The organism is Acidovorax delafieldii (genome assembly GCF_007993815.1).
GTDB lineage: Bacteria > Pseudomonadota > Gammaproteobacteria > Burkholderiales > Burkholderiaceae_C > Acidovorax > Acidovorax delafieldii.
Genome location: NZ_VJWE01000011.1, coordinates 887,860 through 905,872 on the forward strand (window position 1 = coordinate 887,860; position 18,013 = coordinate 905,872).

Annotated in this window: 14 protein-coding genes; 4 read left to right on the forward strand and 10 right to left on the reverse strand. The window is 65.9% G+C overall.

All coding sequences use genetic code 11. From position 1 onward, the window contains the following. Positions 1-67 precede the first annotated feature (67 nt). The 5 genes from ATF69_RS06805 to ATF69_RS06825 all read right to left on the reverse strand — a co-directional run bounded on the left by ATF69_RS06805 (position 68) and on the right by ATF69_RS06825 (position 5,912). On the reverse strand, positions 68-796 hold the full coding sequence (locus tag ATF69_RS06805) for a hypothetical protein (RefSeq protein ID WP_146870283.1): 729 nt from the start codon (positions 794-796) through the stop codon (positions 68-70). A gap of 49 nt (positions 797-845) precedes the next feature. Continuing rightward, positions 846-2,222 (reverse strand): SH3 domain-containing protein, encoded by a 1,377-nt coding sequence (locus ATF69_RS06810; RefSeq protein ID WP_244303668.1) that lies wholly within the window; start codon positions 2,220-2,222, stop codon positions 846-848. Between the two features lie 21 nt (positions 2,223-2,243). After that, on the reverse strand, positions 2,244-3,683 hold the full coding sequence (gene trhP, locus ATF69_RS06815) for a prephenate-dependent tRNA uridine(34) hydroxylase TrhP (RefSeq protein ID WP_146870285.1): 1,440 nt from the start codon (positions 3,681-3,683) through the stop codon (positions 2,244-2,246). A 36-nt stretch (positions 3,684-3,719) separates the two neighbouring features. Further along, on the reverse strand, positions 3,720-4,670 hold the full coding sequence (gene ttcA, locus ATF69_RS06820) for a tRNA 2-thiocytidine(32) synthetase TtcA (protein ID WP_146870287.1): 951 nt from the start codon (positions 4,668-4,670) through the stop codon (positions 3,720-3,722). A gap of 177 nt (positions 4,671-4,847) precedes the next feature. Next, a complete protein-coding gene (locus ATF69_RS06825) occupies positions 4,848-5,912 on the reverse strand; it encodes a homocysteine S-methyltransferase family protein (protein ID WP_056057104.1) in 1,065 nt (354 codons plus the stop codon). Positions 5,913-6,097: 185 nt separating this feature from the next. On the opposite strand from ATF69_RS06825, the gene recQ reads away from it, so the two are divergent. Continuing rightward, positions 6,098-7,960: a DNA helicase RecQ gene (gene recQ / locus ATF69_RS06830; RefSeq protein WP_146870732.1), complete on the forward strand. Its 1,863-nt coding sequence runs from the start codon at positions 6,098-6,100 to the stop codon at positions 7,958-7,960. Positions 7,961-8,304: 344 nt separating this feature from the next. Continuing rightward, positions 8,305-8,688 (forward strand): DoxX family protein, encoded by a 384-nt coding sequence (locus ATF69_RS06835; RefSeq protein WP_208758698.1) that lies wholly within the window; start codon positions 8,305-8,307, stop codon positions 8,686-8,688. Between the two features lie 32 nt (positions 8,689-8,720). Here the strand turns inward: ATF69_RS06835 and ATF69_RS06840 are convergent, their stop codons facing one another. The 5 genes from ATF69_RS06840 to ATF69_RS06860 form a co-directional block, all read right to left on the reverse strand. Beyond that, entirely contained in the window at positions 8,721-9,386 is a 666-nt protein-coding gene (locus tag ATF69_RS06840; RefSeq protein ID WP_146870290.1) for an anaerobic ribonucleoside-triphosphate reductase activating protein, read from the reverse strand. After that, positions 9,364-9,564 carry an anaerobic ribonucleoside-triphosphate reductase gene (nrdD, locus tag ATF69_RS06845; protein ID WP_146870292.1) on the reverse strand — a complete coding sequence of 67 codons (201 nt, stop codon included), beginning with the start codon at positions 9,562-9,564 and terminating at the stop codon, positions 9,364-9,366. The genes ATF69_RS06840 and nrdD overlap by 23 nt, the downstream gene beginning before the upstream one ends. A 187-nt stretch (positions 9,565-9,751) precedes the next feature. Next, the gene (locus tag ATF69_RS06850) at positions 9,752-11,770 is read right to left on the reverse strand and encodes a ribonucleoside triphosphate reductase (protein WP_208758699.1); all 2,019 of its coding nucleotides are present in this window, start codon (positions 11,768-11,770) and stop codon (positions 9,752-9,754) included. 295 nt (positions 11,771-12,065) lie between these two features. Beyond that, complete coding sequence (locus tag ATF69_RS06855; protein WP_146870295.1) at positions 12,066-12,494, reverse strand: hemerythrin domain-containing protein; 429 nt, start codon at positions 12,492-12,494, stop codon at positions 12,066-12,068. A gap of 77 nt (positions 12,495-12,571) precedes the next feature. After that, entirely contained in the window at positions 12,572-14,857 is a 2,286-nt protein-coding gene (locus ATF69_RS06860; RefSeq protein WP_146870297.1) for a nitric-oxide reductase large subunit, read from the reverse strand. 238 nt (positions 14,858-15,095) lie between these two features. On the opposite strand from ATF69_RS06860, the gene norR reads away from it, so the two are divergent. Continuing rightward, positions 15,096-16,673, forward strand: coding sequence for a nitric oxide reductase transcriptional regulator NorR (gene norR / locus ATF69_RS06865; protein ID WP_146870298.1), 1,578 nt, complete (start codon positions 15,096-15,098; stop codon positions 16,671-16,673). A 121-nt stretch (positions 16,674-16,794) separates the two neighbouring features. Beyond that, the gene (locus ATF69_RS06870; protein ID WP_108499491.1) at positions 16,795-17,994 is read left to right on the forward strand and encodes a threonine ammonia-lyase; all 1,200 of its coding nucleotides are present in this window, start codon (positions 16,795-16,797) and stop codon (positions 17,992-17,994) included. Positions 17,995-18,013: the final 19 nt, after the last annotated feature.

Genomic DNA, 18,013 nt, shown 5'->3' on the forward strand with positions numbered 1-18,013 from the left:
CAGACGGATGAGAGCCATGCCCGACGTTCAGCAGTACTCAGCAGTACTCAGCTGAACTCAGCTGAACTCAGCTGAACTGCTCATAAAACACATCAATCGGGCTCGTAGCGACCTTGGCCTGGAGCTGAAAAATCTCCCAGGGAGTTTCAACGCTCATGTCATCAAGGCGAGCCAACAATTGATCCCGCACAGCCGCTTTCACTTCCTGTCGCCAGTTCAAGACCTGGCCCCAGGTTGAACTCCCATTCAAATGCAATGGAAACCGCACAGCTTGCACTGATGCGCTATAGGCCAGAGGAAAGAGCCGCCTGTAGGCGTGAAGGTTGTAGAGCCACGAAACGCCACGCACTGTTGTAGCCATTGGCGCACTTCGCTGAACATGTGCAAACAAGTCGCGCAGGTCTGACATCCTAGCGCCGACGTTCTCAACGGCCAATGGACTGGACTTGAGTCCACTTGGCGGTAGAAAGTGGATGCGCAAGGTACCGGTGGCATCGGGCGGGTCGTACGAGAAGCAGCCAAACGACCGTTCGAGTTCGGGGTAGGAGTGGGGCCGCTGGTACTCGGCGCACGAGGCGAGTTGGGCAGCATGGTCACTGCCTGTGCTTTGAACTCTGGCCAAGAAGCGATGCCATTGAGTCTCGCCGGCGTTGCCCCAAAGGTTCAGCCTGCGTCGCAGGTTAGTACAACGGTCAATGGCCACGTCAATTGGAACCGCCGCTTTCACCGCATAGTGCGCGGCAAACTTCAATTGAAGAGAAAAATAACATTCAAGCATTGAATTGGACGGTGACACTGGCTCGCCGACTGCTGCTCCCAGCCGAACGTTGTCCAGCAGCCTCCCCTCACGTGCACTCCTGATCCACCCAATACCCCGCCGGAAACCACTGGCCGTTGATATTGAGGTACCAGCGCCATTCAAAGATGGGCTCAAAGCTCATGCCGCCCGGCGAGGGGGTGTCGATGCGCAGAATGTCCGCCACGCCGTCGCGGTCGAGGTCAATCTCGTGCACCGTCACCGCCGTTTTCTTGCGCTCGGGCTGGGGCCGGTAGGGCGGATCGGCGGGCATCATCCAGCTGGTGGCATAGCGCCTGGAGCGCACCTTCACCGCATCGGGCGGCAGCCTGCCGGGCACCACCAGGCGCACCAGCACGTCGGCCGACTCTGACACTTTGGCATAGCCGCGCACGGCAGTGGTCTCGTCGTTGCGCGGGTCGTCAAAGCCCTTGCCCGGGTAGTGGCCGCCGCAATAGTGGTCTGCATTGCTGATGTCCCAATACCGCCGCCCCATGGTGCGGGCGCCCACCAGGCCCTGGTGCGTGATCGCGTACAGCGTGAGCGCCGGTGCAAAGGCCAGATCGGCACCGCCCACGTCCCAGAAGCCGGTCACGAACTCGATCTCGGGCCCGCTGTGGCGGTTGAAGTTGCCATAGGGCACAGCGGTGGGCTCCACGGCAATACGGCTGCCCGCCACGGCCGCGATGCCGTCGGCCTCGGTCTCGTGCAGCAGGGCCACGCTGGTGTGGCTGCGGAAGTACGACGGAGCAATGGCAGGCAGCGTGGGGGCGGATGCCAGGGGCGCCACGGCCGGGCTATGGTCCGCGGCGCGGGTGGCCAGCTTCAAGTTGTCCAGCGGGTTGACGGGGCGGCCCCGATCGATCTCCTGCTCGGGCCGCAGCAACACGCCGCCGCGCATGAGCTTTTTGGCAGCCTCCCATTCGGGGCGCAGGGGGTACTGCACGGGCATCCGGGGCGTGTGGCTTTGAGCCAACGCGGGCAACTGCAATGCAGCGGGGCGCGGCAGGGCGTTGCCATAGGCTCGCATGCGGTTGGCGGACGGCGCCACCCAGAAGGCGCGGGCGGCGTCCTTACCCGCCTGGGCCAGGGTGAGGGGCTGGTCGGCCAGCAGGTTGCAGGCCACATGGGCTTGCAGGGGCTCAGGCAAAGGCGGGCCCAGGCGCGCATCGCCCGCGTAGAGCACGGTGCACCAGCCGTCGCGCTCGGAGAGCTGCTGCAGCACAGTGTTGGCAGGCACCTGGGCCACGATGCGGGCCTGCGACTGGGCAGCATCGCGCAGGTTGACCCAGGAGCCCTGCACATAACGCTGCTTGGCAGGCGCCACAGCCGGCGTCTGGGCATTGGCCGGGCCCACGAGTGCTACGCCCAGCAAAGCAGCCATGGTCCAGTGGCGAGGCCGTGTGGCGTGCACCAAAGTCTTCATGCTCCAGCCCCTGCGAGAGAGTTACACCGCCAATGCAGGCTCTGCCGCTGCAGCAGGCGGTTGCGATTCAATCACCCGCGCCAGCAGCGCGCCGCTGTAGCGCCCGGGCAGCGGGATCCACACGCGCACCGGGCTGCCCTGGGCGACCTGTACGGGCTGGCCTTCCACATTGCGCATCTCTTGCAGGCGCACGGTGGTGTTGCCGCTGGGGTGCACGACCTCGACCAGGTCGCCCACGGCAAAGTGGTTCTTGGTTTCGACCTGTACCCAATCTCCTGACAGGCCCACATTGGCCTGTCCTTCGGCACCCAGCACCTCGCCCACATACTGGCTGCGCTGCGTGGCCGAGTGGCCGCTGAGGTAGTTCTGGTAATCGTTGCTGGGGCGGCGCTCCAGCAGGCCACCGGTGTAGCCCCGGTTGGACAGGCCTTCCAGCTCGATGAGCAGCTCGGGGTTGAAGGGGCGGCCCGCCACGGCATCGTCGATCGCGCGGCGGTACACCTGGGCGGTGCGGGCCACGTAGTACAGGCTCTTGGTGCGGCCTTCGATCTTGAGCGAATCGACGCCAATCTGCGCCAGGCGCGCCACGTGCTCCACCGCACGCAGGTCCTTGCTGTTCATGATGTACGTGCCGTGCTCGTCTTCCATGATGGGCATCATCTGCCCAGGGCGGCCCGCTTCTTCGATCAGGTAGACCTTGTCGGCCTTGGGATGACGCTCGCCGTTGCCGGTGGTCGATGCAAAGGACTGTTCGGCCTTCTGCTGCGCGGCCTCGAAGTTGAAGTCACCTTCCATCTTCTGGGCAATGGCTTCGCCGGTGGTGGGGTCGATGTCGGCGTCGTGCGTGGCGTAGTTCCAGCGGCAGGCGTTGGTGCAGGTGCCCTGGTTGGGGTCGCGGTGGTTGAAGTAGCCGCTGAGCAAACAGCGGCCCGAGTACGCAATGCACAGCGCGCCGTGCACGAACACTTCCAGCTCCATGTCGGGGCATTCCTGGCGGATTTTCTCGATCTCGTCCAGGCTCAGCTCGCGCGAGAGGATGACGCGCTCCACGCCCATCTTCTGCCAGAACTTCACCGCCGCCCAGTTGGTGGTGTTGGCCTGCACCGAGAGGTGAACCACCTGCTCGGGCCACTTCTCCTTGACCATCATGATCAGGCCCGCGTCGGCCATGATGAGGGCGTCGGGTTGGCAGTCGATCACGGGCTCGATGTCGCGCAGGTAGGTGCGGATCTTGTCGTTGTGCGCAATGAGGTTGCTGGTGACGAAGAACTTCTTGCCGCGTGCGTGGGCCTCGCTGATGCCTTGGCGGATCTGCTCGAGCTTGAATTCGTTGTTGCGCGCGCGCAGGGAGTAGCGCGGCTGGCCGGCGTACACGGCGTCGGCGCCGAAGTCGTAGGCGGCGCGCATCTTGTCGAGCGAGCCGGCAGGCAGGAGCAGTTCGGGGGCTTTGAGCGTGGTCATGGGGTGGCCCAATCTAAAAATCGTCGGGGGTCGGGTTCAGCGGGGCATCAGGGGCAGGCCCGCGAGCATGCCCACGGCCTGCGCAGGCAGTTCTTCGGCATCAAAGGCCTTGTCACCATCGGCGTCGGCCACGCCGTTGGGTACCAGCCCCTTGAAGTCAAACTGGCGCGTGTCCATGAAGTGCGAAGGCACCAGGTTGCGCAGCGCCACGGCCATGTTTTCGATGCGGCCGGGGTAGAGCTGCTGCCAGTCGCGCAGCATCTGGCCGATCTGCTTGCGCTGCAGGTTCTCCTGGCTGCCGCACAGGGTGCAAGGAATGATGGGAAAGTTGCGAACCTCGGCCCAGCGGGTGAGGTCATCCTCGGCCACATAGGCCAGCGGGCGGATGATGAGGTGGTCGCCCCGGTCGCTCTGCACCTTGGGCGGCATGCCCTTGAGCTTGCCGCCGAAGAACATGTTCAAAAAGAAGGTCTGCAGCATGTCGTCGCGGTGGTGGCCCAACGCGATCTTGGTGCACCCCAGCTCGTCGGCCACGCGGTACAGGATGCCCCGGCGCAGGCGGCTGCACAGGCTGCACATGGTCTTGCCTTCGGGGATGTGCTCCTTGACGACGCTGTAGGTGTCCTGCGTTTCGATATGAAAGGGCACGCCGACCTGCGTCAGATACTCCGGCAGCACATGGGCCGGAAAACCCGGCTGCTTCTGGTCGAGGTTGACGGCGATCAGCTCGAACCTGTGGCCGTTGCGCTGCTGCAGCAAACGCAGCACGTCCAGCATGGCGTAGCTGTCCTTGCCACCGGAGACGCACACCATGACCTTGTCGCCGTCTTCGATCAGACCAAAGTCGGTGATGGCCTGGGCCACCTGGCGCACCAGGCGCTTTTCGAGCTTGAGCGCGGCGTGGGCGGCGGCTTTGGCAGCCGCTGCGGCAGCGTCGTCGTCGCCCTCCACAAAGGAAGAGGCGGGCGGGGTGGCGGTATCAAGCATGGAATGGACGGACCAGACGGCGAAACGGGAAGGCGCAATGAAGGGGGGATTGCAAGGTTGCCGCACCCAGCGGCGCCTTGCAATGGGCTGCCGCACTGCGCTGGTACGGCATTGACTACTATTTTTATAGCTACCAGCGCATATGGAACAGACGCTAGCAGCCAATTCGACTCAAATTCAGGCTTCTGCGGGGTAGAACATCTTGCGAGTGGGCACATCGGCCACCGCCTTGGCAATGGCGCCAATGTGGTCCGGCGTGGTGCCGCAGCAGCCGCCCAGGATGTTGACCAGCCCCTCGGCCGCAAACTCGTGCACCAGGCGGCTGGTGATCTCAGGCGTTTCGTCAAAGCCGGTGTCGCTCATGGGGTTGGGCAGGCCGGCGTTGGGGTAGCAGCTGATGAAGGTGTCCTCGGCCACCCGGTTCAGCTCCTGGATGTAGGGGCGCATCAGCGTGGCGCCCAGGGCACAGTTCAGACCAATGGCCAGCGGGCGCGAGTGGCGCACGCTGTGCCAGAAGGCGGTGACGGTCTGGCCGGAGAGGATGCGGCCCGAGGCGTCGGTCACGGTACCGCTGATGATGAGCGGCAGGCGCTCGCCGCTCTTTTCAAAGAACTCGTCAATCGCGAACAGCGCCGCCTTGGCGTTCAGGGTGTCGAAGATGGTCTCGACCAGCAGCACGTCGGCGCCGCCTTCGACCAGCGCCTCGGTCTGCTCGTAGTAGGCAGCGCGCAGGGTTTCAAAGTCGATGTTGCGCGCACCGGGGTCGTTCACGTCGGGGCTGATGCTGGCCGTCTTGGGCGTGGGGCCGAGGGCGCCGGCCACGAAGCGGGGCTTGTCGGGCGTGCTGTATTTGTCGCAAGCGGCGCGCGCCAGCTGGGCCGAGCGCAGGTTCATCTCGCGCGCCAGCTCGGCCATGTGGTAGTCCTCCTGCGCCACAGTGGTTGCGCCGAAGGTGTTGGTCTCGATGAGGTCGGCGCCAGCGGCCAGATACCGCTCGTGGATATCGCGAATCACGTCGGGCCGGGTGATGCTGAGCAGCTCGTTGTTGCCCTTCACGTCGTACGCAAAATCCTTGAACCGGTCCCCCGCGCCGTCCGGCCCGGTGTAGCCCTCGCCCCGGTACTGCGCTTCACCCAGCTTGAAGCGCTGGATCATGGTGCCCATGGCGCCGTCGAGGATGACGATGCGTTGGGCGAGGATGTCGGGCAGTTGCGCGGCGCGGGTGTAGTGGAGGGCTTGCATAGGCCCCTATTGTAGAAAGTGCGGCCCCTAAGCCCTTGCAGCGCACAATATGCGCCTGCCGCGCTCAGGGCCAAGCCCTGGCGCGCCAGAAAATACTGGCCTTATCGGCACCAAGCGCTTGATTTATATGCGCTCGCAGCTATCCATTTCAGAGTATCCGCTTGTCCTCTCGCCCGTCTCCCGCGCTGTCCCCTGCCCATGCCGTTTTGCAGGACGTTTTTGGCTACGAGCAGTTTCGCGGCCCGCAGCAGGCCATTGTTGAGCATGTGATCGCCGGTGGCGATGCGCTGGTGCTCATGCCCACCGGCGGCGGCAAGAGCCTGTGTTACCAGGTGCCGGCCATCGTGCGCCAGCGGCAGGGGCGCGGGGTGACCATCGTGGTGTCTCCGCTGATCGCGCTGATGCACGACCAGGTGGGGGCACTGCACGAGGCGGGGGTGGATGCGGCCTTTTTGAACTCCACGCTGAGTTTTGATGAGGCACAGGATGTGGAGCTGCGCCTGCAGACCGGCGACATCACCCTGCTGTACGCCGCGCCCGAGCGGCTGAACACGCCGCGTTTTCTGGGCCTGCTCGATAGCCTGTACGAAGGCGGCCACCTCTCGCTGTTTGCCATCGACGAGGCGCACTGCGTGAGCCAGTGGGGCCACGACTTCCGCCCCGAATACCGCGCGCTCACGGTGCTGCACGAACGCTATGCGGGCGTGCCACGCATTGCGCTCACGGCCACGGCCGACGACCTCACACGCGCCGACATCATCGAGCGGCTTCAGCTGGAAGACGCACGCCTGTTCATCAGCAGCTTTGACCGGCCCAACATCCGCTACACCATCGTCGAGAAGAAGGACGCCACCACTCAGCTGCTGCGCTTCATCGAGCGCGAGCACGCGGGCGAGGCGGGCGTGGTGTATTGCCAGTCGCGCAAGCGCGTGGAGGAGCTGGCTTCCACCCTGAGCGACGCGGGCATCACCGCCCTGCCCTATCACGCGGGGCTGGACACCAAGGTGCGCCAGAAGAACCAGGACCGCTTTCTGCGCGAGGAGGGCATCGTGATGGTGGCCACCATCGCTTTCGGCATGGGCATCGACAAGCCCGATGTGCGTTTTGTGGCGCACGTGGACATGCCCAAGAACATCGAGGGCTACTACCAGGAGACCGGCCGCGCGGGCCGCGACGGCCTGAACGCCGATGCCTGGATGGCCTACGGCCTGAACGACGTGGTCAACCAGCGCCGCATGATCGACGAGAGCCCGGCGGGCGAGGAGTTCAAGCAGGCGCTGCGCGGCAAGCTCGATGCGCTGCTGGCGCTGGCCGAGGCCACCGACTGCCGCCGCGTGCGGCTGCTGGCCTATTTCGGCGAGCAGTCCACGCCCTGCGGCAACTGCGACAACTGCCTGACGCCACCCGCGATCTGGGACGCGACCGACGCGGCGCGCAAGCTGCTGTCCACCATCTACCGCGTGAACCAGGCCAGCGGCATCAGCTTTGGCACGGGGCACATCATGGACATCCTGCGTGGCAAGAAGACCGAGAAGGTCGCGCAGTTCGGGCACGAGAAGATCTCCACCTTCGGCATTGGCGCGGACCTGACCGAGCCCCAGCTGCGCGGCGTGCTGCGCCAGCTCATCGCCACGGGCGCGCTCGGCCTGCAGAAGGTCATGCTGGACAGCGGCCACAGCTTTGACACCCTGTGCCTCACCGAGGGCTCGCGTGCGGTGCTCAAGGGCGAGGTGCCGGTACAGCTGCGCGAATCGGTGTCGTCGGCCCCCGCCGCCAAGCGCACGCGCAAGAGCAGCGCACCGCCCGCCGCTGCCGCCAACCTGGGGCCCGACGCACAGGTGCGCTTCATCAACCTCAAGGCCTGGCGCGCCGAAGTGGCACGCGAGCACAACCTGCCCGCGTATGTGATCTTTCATGACGCCACCCTGGCGGCGATTGCCGAGCGCAACCCAGGGTCGCTGGATGACTTGCAAGGCATCAGCGGCATGGGAGCGAAGAAGCTGGAGGCGTATGGGGCGGAGGTGTTGAGGGTGTGCACAAGCACCTAGCCCGGCTGGGTGGGGTAGCCGGGGGAGAGCAGTTTGTATGCCTTGCCGTGGAGGCCCCAAAACACCAGCGCAACACGCGCCCGCCGTGCTTGATATGCATCAATCATTGGGCGCAATATCAGCACCAATGGCGCACCAGTGTGTCCCGTATTGCCTGATTTATTAACAAATTCTCGACCAATACACTGACCTCACCTTCTGTACGAACGGGGTTGCCAGGCAAAGGCCCAAAAGGTTTCGCCGCCTCGCACGTGGAAGGTGCACCGTTGTCGAGGTAGGTCATCATGTCATCGCTTCCACTCACTGCTTCCTCGTTCGCCTCCCGTGAGGCGAACGATCCCCTGATGCGCGTCCTGCGCATGCTTGTGGGCTTTTTCTACCTGCCCCATGTGCTGTCCAAGATCGTCGGCTTTGCAGGCACCGTGGTGTTCTTCGGCAAGGCCGGCTTCCAGCCGCCGGAGGTGTTTGTGGTGTTGTCCGGTTGCATGGAACTGGCGGTGGGGGTGGCGCTGCTTGTGGGCGTGTTCACCAAGTACGCGGCGCTCCTGTCCGCCGGCCTGATGGTGGTGGCTGCGGGCGCGATCATGATCGTCAACGGTGTGGGCTGGTACTGGAACAAGTCCGGGGTGGAATACCTGGTGTTCTGGGCCGTGGCCTCCCTGGTGGTTTTTGCCGATGCATGGCGCGAGGAACCGGGCCTGCTCGGCTGGGTGCCCGGCCGCAGCTGAAACCAGCGCTGAACCCACGCGACCAGGGCGGCCTACGACACGACGTGGCTGCCCTGTTCGCTTTTCTGCGGGCGCGCCGCCGTGGGGTCACCCCCAACGTTGCAGGGCTGCACCTTCCACCGCACGGCCCCCGCGTTGGCCAGCGTGTTGCCCAGCACCTGCAGTTCCTCGGTCGGGAACAGCCCGGCATGCCAGGTGGTGCGGCACTCGTGCGCCACGCCACTGGCCACCAGAAGACCCAGCGACTCCCATGCACGGCCCCCGCTGCCCGGCACACCCGTGATGGCGTCGTACCGATGTTGGGGCCCCTTGATGTCCAGCCCCACCCAATCCAGCAACGGCAGCAAACCGGCCAGTCGTTCGGGGTACATGCCCCCGGTGTGCAGACCGGTAGCAAAACCCATGGCGCGAACTTCCGCCAGGGCTGCGGGCAGCGCGGCCTGCAAGGTGGGCTCGCCGCCGGAAAACACCACACCGTCGAGCAGGCCCCGGCGGCTTTCGAGAAACACCCGCACCTGCGGCCACGGCATCGCGGCGGGTGCCGTGGCGTCCAGCAGTTCGGGGTTGTGGCAGTAGCTGCAGCGCCAGGGACAGCCCTGGCAATACACCACCGCCGCGAGCCGGCCCGGGAAGTCGATGGTGGTGAGCGGCGTGAGGCCGCCCACGCGCAGCGCCTCAGCGGATGTTGCTGCAACCACGCGACTGCTCAGAGAAAAAACGGCGCTCGTGGTGCTCGCCCTGCTTGCCGACGTTGAAGCTCGCCACCGGACGGTGGTAGCCCATCACGCGGGTCCAGACCTCGCAGGGCTGGCGCTCGGTGTCGGTGAGCTGGATGTCAGCAACGGCGGTGTGTTCGGTGGCGGAAAAGTGGCTCATGGGTGTGTGCTCCTTGGGGTCAATAAACGGGCGTGCCGCAGCGGGTGCTGCGCCGCCGAAGGCAACGGGGCAAAGGTTGAACGCGGTTCTGCCTGCCCCATTGATTCACTATGAAATCAATAGCTGTCTGTGCTTATAAAATCGGCACCAACGGGCTGTTTGACGTCAATGCGCGGCAACCCTGCGTTCAGGCCGCCCGTGCCGCACGCTTGGCGGCCAGGCGTTCTTCATCGCAGCGCGGGCAAAACGGGTGCTCGCCCGCCAGATAGCCGTGGCTGGGGCAGATGGAGAACGTCGGCGTGACGGTGATGTAGGGCAGGCGAAACCGTGTGAGCGCGCGCCGCACCAGGTCGCGGCAGGCCGCCCCGCTGGACAAGCGCTCGCCCATGTACAGATGCAGCACGGTGCCGCCGGTGTATTTGGCTTGCAGCGCCTCCTGGCGCGTCAGGGCCTCGAACGGGTCGTCCGTGAAGCCCACGGGCAGCTGCGACGAGTTGGTGTAGTACGGCTGCTCGGCCGTGCCCGCCTGCAGGATGCCGGGCCAGCGCTTTTTGTCTTCCTTGGCGAAGCGGTAGGTGGTGCCTTCGGCGGGTGTGGCCTCCAGGTTGTAGAGGTGGCCGGTTTCTTCCTGAAACTGCGTCATGCGCTCGCGCACATGGTCGAGCAGGCGCACCGCGAAGGCGTGGCCCCAGTCGCTGGTGATGTCGTGCTGGTCCGCTGTGAAGTTGCGGATCATCTCGTTGATGCCGTTCACGCCCAGCGTGGAAAAGTGGTTGCGCAGCGTGCCCAGATACCGCTTGGTGTAGGGGAAGAGGCCCTGGTCCATCAGGCGCTGGATCAGCTTGCGCTTGGTCTCCAGGCTTTGTTTGCCCAGTTCCAGCAGGCGGTCTAGCGCGGCGAGCAAGCCCGCTTCATCGCCGGCATGCTGGTAGCCCAGCCGCGCGCAGTTGATGGTGACCACGCCCAGGCTGCCCGTCTGCTCGGCGCTGCCGAACAGGCCGTTGCCGCGTTTTAAGAGCTCGCGCAAATCGAGCTGCAGGCGGCAGCACATGGAGCGCACCATGTTGGGCTCCAGCTCGGAGTTGATGAAGTTCTGGAAGTACGGCAGACCGTACTTGGCCGTCATGTCGAACAGCAGCTGCGCGTTCTCGCTCTCCCAGGGGAAGTCCTTGGTGATGTTGTACGTGGGGATGGGGAAGGTGAACACCCGGCCCTTGGCATCGCCCGTGGTCATCACGTCGATGTAGGCGCGGTTGATGAGATCCATCTCAGTCTGCAGGTCGCCATAGCAAAACGGCGTCTCTTTGCCAGCGATCACGGGCACCTGCTCGCGCAGGTCTTCGGGGCAGGTCCAGTCAAAGGTGAGGTTGGTGAACGGCGTCTGCGTGCCCCAGCGCGAGGGCACGTTGAGGTTGTAGACCAGCTCCTGGATGCACTGGCGCACGGCGGCGTAGTCCATGGCATCGATGCGCACAAACGGCGCCATGTAGGTGTCGAACGACGAGAACGCCTGCGCGCCCGCCCACTCGTTCTGCAGCGTGCCCAGAAAGTTCACGATCTGCCCCACGGCGGAACTCATGTGTTTGGACGGCCCCGCCTCCACCTTGCCCGGCACGCCGTTGAGCCCCTCGTGCAGCAGCGTGCGCAGCGACCAGCCCGCGCAGTAGCCGCTGAGCATGTCGAGGTCGTGGATGTGCAGGTCGCCGCTCCTGTGCGCCTCGCCGATCTCGGGCGTGTAGACGTGCGACAGCCAGTAGTTGGCCGTGACCTTCCCTGCCACGTTCAGGATCAGCCCGCCCAGCGAGTAGCCCTGGTTGGCGTTGGCGTTCACGCGCCAGTCGGCGCGCGTGAGGTATTCGTTGATGGAGCTTTCCACATCGACAAGCGTCTGTTTGTCGGCGCGCAGTGTGGCGTGTTGCTCGCGGTAGACGATGTAGGCCCGTGCCGTGGCCAGGTGGTTGGCGGCGATGAGGGTCTGCTCGGCCACGTCCTGGATCTGTTCGACCGTGGGCGCCTCGCCATGGAAGCGGTGGATCAGCACCTTGGTGACCTGCGCGGTGAGCAACGCCGCTTCTTCGGCGCCATATTCGCCCGAGGCCTGGCCCGCACTGGCCAGCGCAGCGCGGATGCGTTCGGCATCAAAAGGAACGCGCTGGCCGCTGCGCAACACAACATCGCGGGGCAGGGTGACAAGGGTGGGCGCCATGGGTTCGACCAATCTATGGAACGGGTTAAAACACTACCTATGGTGTCCACGATACCCATCAAACACTATAGGTAGTTTGACCCAACACAATCGAGGCGGTAAGCAGGGGTAAAAAAATGCCGGCACAAAGGCCGGCAAAAGGAAGGTGCCGTCAGGCCCTACCGATGGATGGGGGTGCGTGCGGAGGCACGCTGGCGCACCAGGGGTGCGTAAGAAAAGGGTGGGTTGTTTCTCTTGGGGGGTTGTGGGCCGTGGGGGCCACACCGCTGCGGCCGGGCTGCGCTCTCGTTGGCGCTCAATGGCAGGCGGCGGTTTCTTCCTCCTCGATGCGGGGATAGAAGTCATGGTCCTCGCGCTGCATGCGCTCGAACACACGGCGCAGCACCACGTTGGCCTCGTTGCGGAAATCCTGCGCATCGCGGCGCACGTTCTCGGCCGTGTTCCAGCGGCGCGCGAAGGCGTCGTAGGCGCTGGCAATCGAGGCCATCTCGCTCTGGTACTGGCGGCCCAGGCGCGCCAGTTCCACATTGCCGCCACGCTGCAGCGCGGGGTAGAGCACCTGGTCTTCCACGGCCAGGTGCAGCTTGATGGTGCCGCTCATGGCCACGATGCCCTGCGCGATGGCGCGGGCATTGCCTTCCACGCCCGCCTGGGCCAGGGCGCGCAAGGTGGCGATGCTGCGCAGGATGTCGGTGTGCTGGTGCTTGAATTTTTCGAGGTTCATGCTCACTCCTTGTGGGATGAATGAAGGGCCTGCGCTGCCGCCGAGGGGGGTGGCGCGCGGCGCAGGTCGGTGGCGTATCAGCGGCGGGTCTCCGCGAGGTAGGCGCCAGCGTTGGCAACAGTGGCCCGCGAGCCAAACACGCCGCTCACCACCTGCCAGGCCATGGCCAGCGCGCCGACAATGAAGACCACGTCGCCGAAGGTGCGCACCCAGCGCAGCGTCTGGATGAAAGGCTGCTGCATGAAGGCCTCACCCCGGGCGTACCACAGGCCTTCGCTCACGCTGGCGTGGAACTGGAACAAGCCGATGGGCAGCAGGCTGGTGGCAATCATCAGCACCAAGCCGGCATTGAGCCACCAGAAGCCCGTCGTCATGAGCCGCTCACTGAACACCAGCTGCGGCCGGATGTAGCGCAGCACCAGCAGCGTGAAGCCCAGCGCCAGGAAGCCATACACCCCGAACAGCGCGGCGTGGGCATGCACCGGCGTGGTGTTCAGGCCCTGCACGTAGTACAGCGAGATGGGCGGGTTGATCATGAAGCCGAAGACACCCGCGCCCAGCATGTTCCAGAAGGCCACGGCCACGAAACACATCAGCGGCCAGCGCAGGCGGGCCATCCAGGGCGTGCGGTGCTGCAGCCGCCAGTGTTCCCAGGCCTCGTGGCCCAGCACGACCAGCGGCACCACTTCGAGCGCGCTGAAGGCTGCGCCCACCGCCATCACCGGGGTGGTGGTGCCTGCAAAGTACAGGTGGTGGAAGGTGCCGGGCACACCACCCAGCATGAACAGCGAGGCCGAGGCCAGGCTGGCCGTGGTGGCCATGCGCACCGACACGAGCCCCAGCGTCGAGAAGATGAAGGCCAGCGCCGTGGTGGCGAAGACCTCGAAGAAGCCCTCCACCCACAGGTGCACCACCCACCAGCGCCAGTACTCCATCACCGACAGGTGGGTGCGTTCGCCGTAGAAGAAACCCGCGCCATAGAACAGGCCGATGGCCACCACCGAAGCCGTCAGCAGCGCCAGCAGGTTCTTGTCGCCGCCGGGAGTGCGCAGCGCCGGCACGATGCCGCGCAGCATGAGCACCAGCCAGAAGGCGATGCCGGTGAACTTGCCGATCTGCCACAGGCGGCCCAGGTCCACGTATTCATAGCCCTGGTGGCCCAACCAGAAGTTCCACTCGGGCGGCATGATCTGCGCGATGGCCAGGTAGTTGCCCGTGAACGAGCCCACGACCACCACGACCAGCGCCCAGAACAGGATGTCCACACCGAGCTTCTGGTAAGCCGGGTCCTTGCCACCGTTGATGAGCGGCGCAAGGAACAGGCCGGCGGCCAGGAAGCCCGTGGCGATCCAGAACAGCGCGCTCTGGATGTGCCAGGTGCGCACCAGCGAATACGGGAACCACTGCGACACGTTGATGCCGTAGAACTGCTGGCCCTCCACCGTGTAGTGGGCTGTGAAGCCACCCAGCAGCACCTGGAAGCTGAACAGCGCCACGATGAGGAACAGGTACTTGCCCAGAGCGCGCTGCGACGGCGTGAGCGGCACGCGCGAGAGCGGGTCGTGCTGGGGTGGCGTGGGCTCCACCTCGTCATGCTTGCGCAGGAAAGACCAGCTCCACACGAGGAAGCCCACGCCCGCCATCATCACGACCACGCTCATCACCGACCAGACCATGTTCTCTGCGGTGGGTTGGTTGCCGATGAGTGGCTCGTGCGGCCAGTTGTTGGTGTAGGTGGCTGTGGTGCCGGGGCGCTCGGTGGCGGCGGCCCAGGCCGTCCAGAAGAAGAAGCCCATCATCTGCGCGCGCCGCTCGGCGCTGGGCAGGGTGTTCTCCTTCATGGCGAAATGCTCGCGGGTCTTGTGCAGCGCGGGCGCGTCGCTGAAGAGCTGGTCGTAGTACAGCGCGGTCATCGCGATCGCGTCGGCCCGCGTGGACGACACCGTCGCCACACCTGTTGCGGGGTGGAAGGTATTGGTGCGGTACTCGGTCTTCATGCGGTCGCGCAGCACAGCCTGCGCGGCGGCGTCGAGCTCGGCAAAGGGCTTGCCGTGCGCACGCTCGGCGGCGACGTCAAGCCAGTTGAGCAGCTCGCGGTGCAGCCAGTCGGCTGTCCAGTCGGGGGCCTGGTAGGCGCCGTGGCCCCAGATGGAACCCAGCTGCATGCCGCCCACCGACTGCCAGGCGGTCTGGCCGTCGAGGATGCTGTCGTGGGTGTAGAGAACTTCGCCTCCGGCCGTCGCGATCTTGTCGGGAATGGGCGGCGCGGTGCGGTAGACCTCGGCGCCGTAGTAGCCCAGCAGGCTGAAGGTGAGGATGAGCACGCCGATCAGCGTGAACCAGAGCTTGCGGTAGTTACCCATGGCGGGCCTCCTGCCTCAACAGAACAACAACGAAGGGGCGGCGCCAGCGGGCGCTGGCGGCATGGGGTCGGGGTCTTGTGGTCATGGCTTTTCGGAACGAGTGAATCGGTGTCACTGCCCACATCGCAAGCGCCGGGCCAGGGGCAGAGGCCTATCAAATCAACCACTTACGCCGTTCATGGTCTTTTTAACCGCCTTCAGATAGGGTCTAATTAACCCATTAAAGGTAAATATCACCATGGACCACCGCCCCCTGCTGGCCGACCTGGCCACCGATCTGCCCCAGGCTGTGCGCCTGCAGCGGCTGGTCGCCCACTTGCGGGAGCGCTTTCATTCCGGCGCGGTGGCACTGCTGCAGCTGGAGGAAGACCACCTGCGCCCCGTGGCCGTGGAAGGCCTGGTGCGCGAGGCGCTGGGCCGGCGCTTTGTGGTCAGCCAGCACCCCCGGCTCGCGGCCATCCTGGCGCGGCGCGAGGTGACCTGCTTTGACCACGACAGCACCCTGCCCGACCCCTACGACGGCCTGCTCGACACCCTGGTGGGCGAGCCCCTGCCCGTGCACGACTGCATGGGCGTGAGCCTGTGGGTGGACGGCCAGCCCTGGGGCGTGCTGACGCTGGACGCACTGCAGACCGGCACCTTCGGCGACGCCGCACGCGCCGCGCTGGCCGACTGCAAGGTGCTGGTGGAGGCGGCCGTGCGCATCTCGCGGCTGGAGCGCGAGGTGCAGGCGCTGCGCAGCGCCCCCCACACCCGCAGCGCCGACGACGAGCGCACCACCCGCGCGGGCGATGGCGACATGGAGATCGTCGGCCAGAGCGAGCCCCTGCTGCGCCTGCTGCACGAGCTGGAGGTGGTGGCGGGCTCGGACCTGCCCGTGTTGCTGCTGGGTGAGACCGGCGTGGGCAAGGAGCTGTTCGCGCGCCTGCTGCACCGCCAGTCCACGCGCCGCACCAAGCCCTTGGTGCACGTGAACTGCGCGGCGCTGCCCGAGTCGCTGGCCGAGAGCGAGCTCTTCGGCCACGTGCGCGGCGCGTTCTCTGGCGCGGTGACCGACCGGCCGGGGCGCTTCGAGGCGGCCGAGGGCGGCACGCTGTTCCTTGATGAGGTGGGCGAGTTGCCGCTGGCCGTGCAGGCAAAACTGCTGCGCACGCTGCAGAACGGCGAAATCCAGCGCCTGGGCGCCGACCGCCCGCGCCGTGTGGACGTGCGCGTGATCGCCGCCACCAACCGCAACCTGCGCGAGCAGGTGCGCGACGGCGCGTTCCGCGCCGACCTGTACCACCGGCTGTCGGTGTACCCCGTGCCCATCCCGCCGCTGCGCGAACGGGGCAACGATGTGCTGCTGCTGGCAGGTCGTTTTCTGGAACTGAACCGCGCGCGCCTGGGCCTGCGCAGCCTGCGGCTGTCGGCCAGCGCGCAGGATGCACTGCGCCGCTACCCCTGGCCGGGCAACATCCGCGAGCTGGAGCATGTGGTCAGCCGCGCGGCGCTCAAGGCCCTGAGCCGGGGCGTTAGCCGCGCCGACATCGTGACGCTGGAGCCCGCGCTGCTCGACCTGGACGCCGACGCGGCCAGCGCGGCCCATGCCCCGCTGAACACCAGCGCCTCCACCCCGGCGGCAGAGCTGCCCGCGACCGCCACCACCTCAAACACCGCCGAGGGCCCGCTGCGCGACGCAGTGGATGCCTGCCAGCGGCACGCCATCACGCAGGCCCTGGCGCGCCACCAGGGCAACTGGGCCCAGGCCGCGCGTGCGCTGGAGGTGGACGCGAGCAACCTGCACAAACTGGCGCGCAGGCTGGGCCTCAAATAAAGAATCAAAATTGATAGCAATCAGCGCATGAATTTCTAGCGCTTGCGGCACTTTTCATTCAATTTCTTGCCCGGCACCCGCCACGGTGCTCCACCGGCTCGCGTTGCGCCACAATCGGCCCATGCTGACCCTCCAAGACATCCGCGACGCCGCCACCCGCCTGCAAGGCCAGGTGCTGGACACCCCCTGTGTGGAATCCAAGACGCTCTCGCAGATCGTGGGCGCGCAGGTCTTCCTCAAGTTCGAGAACCTGCAGTTCACCGCGTCCTTCAAGGAGCGCGGCGCCTGCAACCGGCTCACGCTGCTGACGGACGAGGAGCGTGCGCGGGGTGTGGTGGCCATGAGCGCCGGCAACCATGCCCAGGGCGTGGCCTACCACGCGCAGCGCCTGGGCCTGCGCGCAGTTATCGTGATGCCGCGCTTCACGCCCGGCGTGAAGGTGGAGCGCACGCGCGGGTTTGGTGCCGAGGTGGTGTTGCATGGCGACACGCTGGAAGAAGCCCGCGCCCACGCCTACGCGCTGGCCGATGCGCAAGGCCTGACCTTTGTCCACCCCTACGACGACGAGGGCGTGGCTGCGGGCCAGGGCACGCTGGGCCTGGAGATGCTGCAGGCCGTGCCCGACCTGGACACCCTGGTGATTGCCGTGGGCGGCGGCGGGCTGATCTCGGGTGTGGCGACGGCGGCCAAGGCGATCAAGCCCGGCATCGAGGTCATCGGCGTGCAGACCATGCGCTTCCCGGCCATGGTCAACGCGGTCAAGGGCACGCACCACCCGCAGGGTACATCAACCATCGCCGAGGGCATTGCGGTGGGCACACCGGGCAAGATCACGCAGGAGATCGTCAAGCGCCTGGTGGACGACTTGGTGCTGGTGGACGAGGGCGACATCGAGCAGGCGGTGCTGATGCTGCTGGAGATCGAAAAGACCCTGGTCGAAGGCGCAGGCGCCGCCGGCCTGGCGGCGCTGGTGCGCTACCCCGAACGCTTTCAGGGCAAGCGCGTGGGCCTGGTGCTGTGTGGCGGCAACATCGACCCGCTGCTGCTGGCGGCCATCATCGAGCGCGGCATGGTGCGCTCGGGGCGCCTGGCGCGCATCAAGGTCAGCGCACGCGATGTGCCCGGCGTGCTGGCGCGCATCACCGCCACCGTGGCCGACGCGGGCGCCAACATCGAGGAAGTGCACCACCAGCGCGCCTTCACCATGCTGGCCGCGCAGAACGTGGAGATCGAACTGGTACTGCAAACCCGGGGCAAGCCCCATGTGGATGAGGTGCTGGGACAGCTCCGCACAGCGGGCATGCAGGCCGACCTGATCTGAGACCACAGGGTTTTGCGCC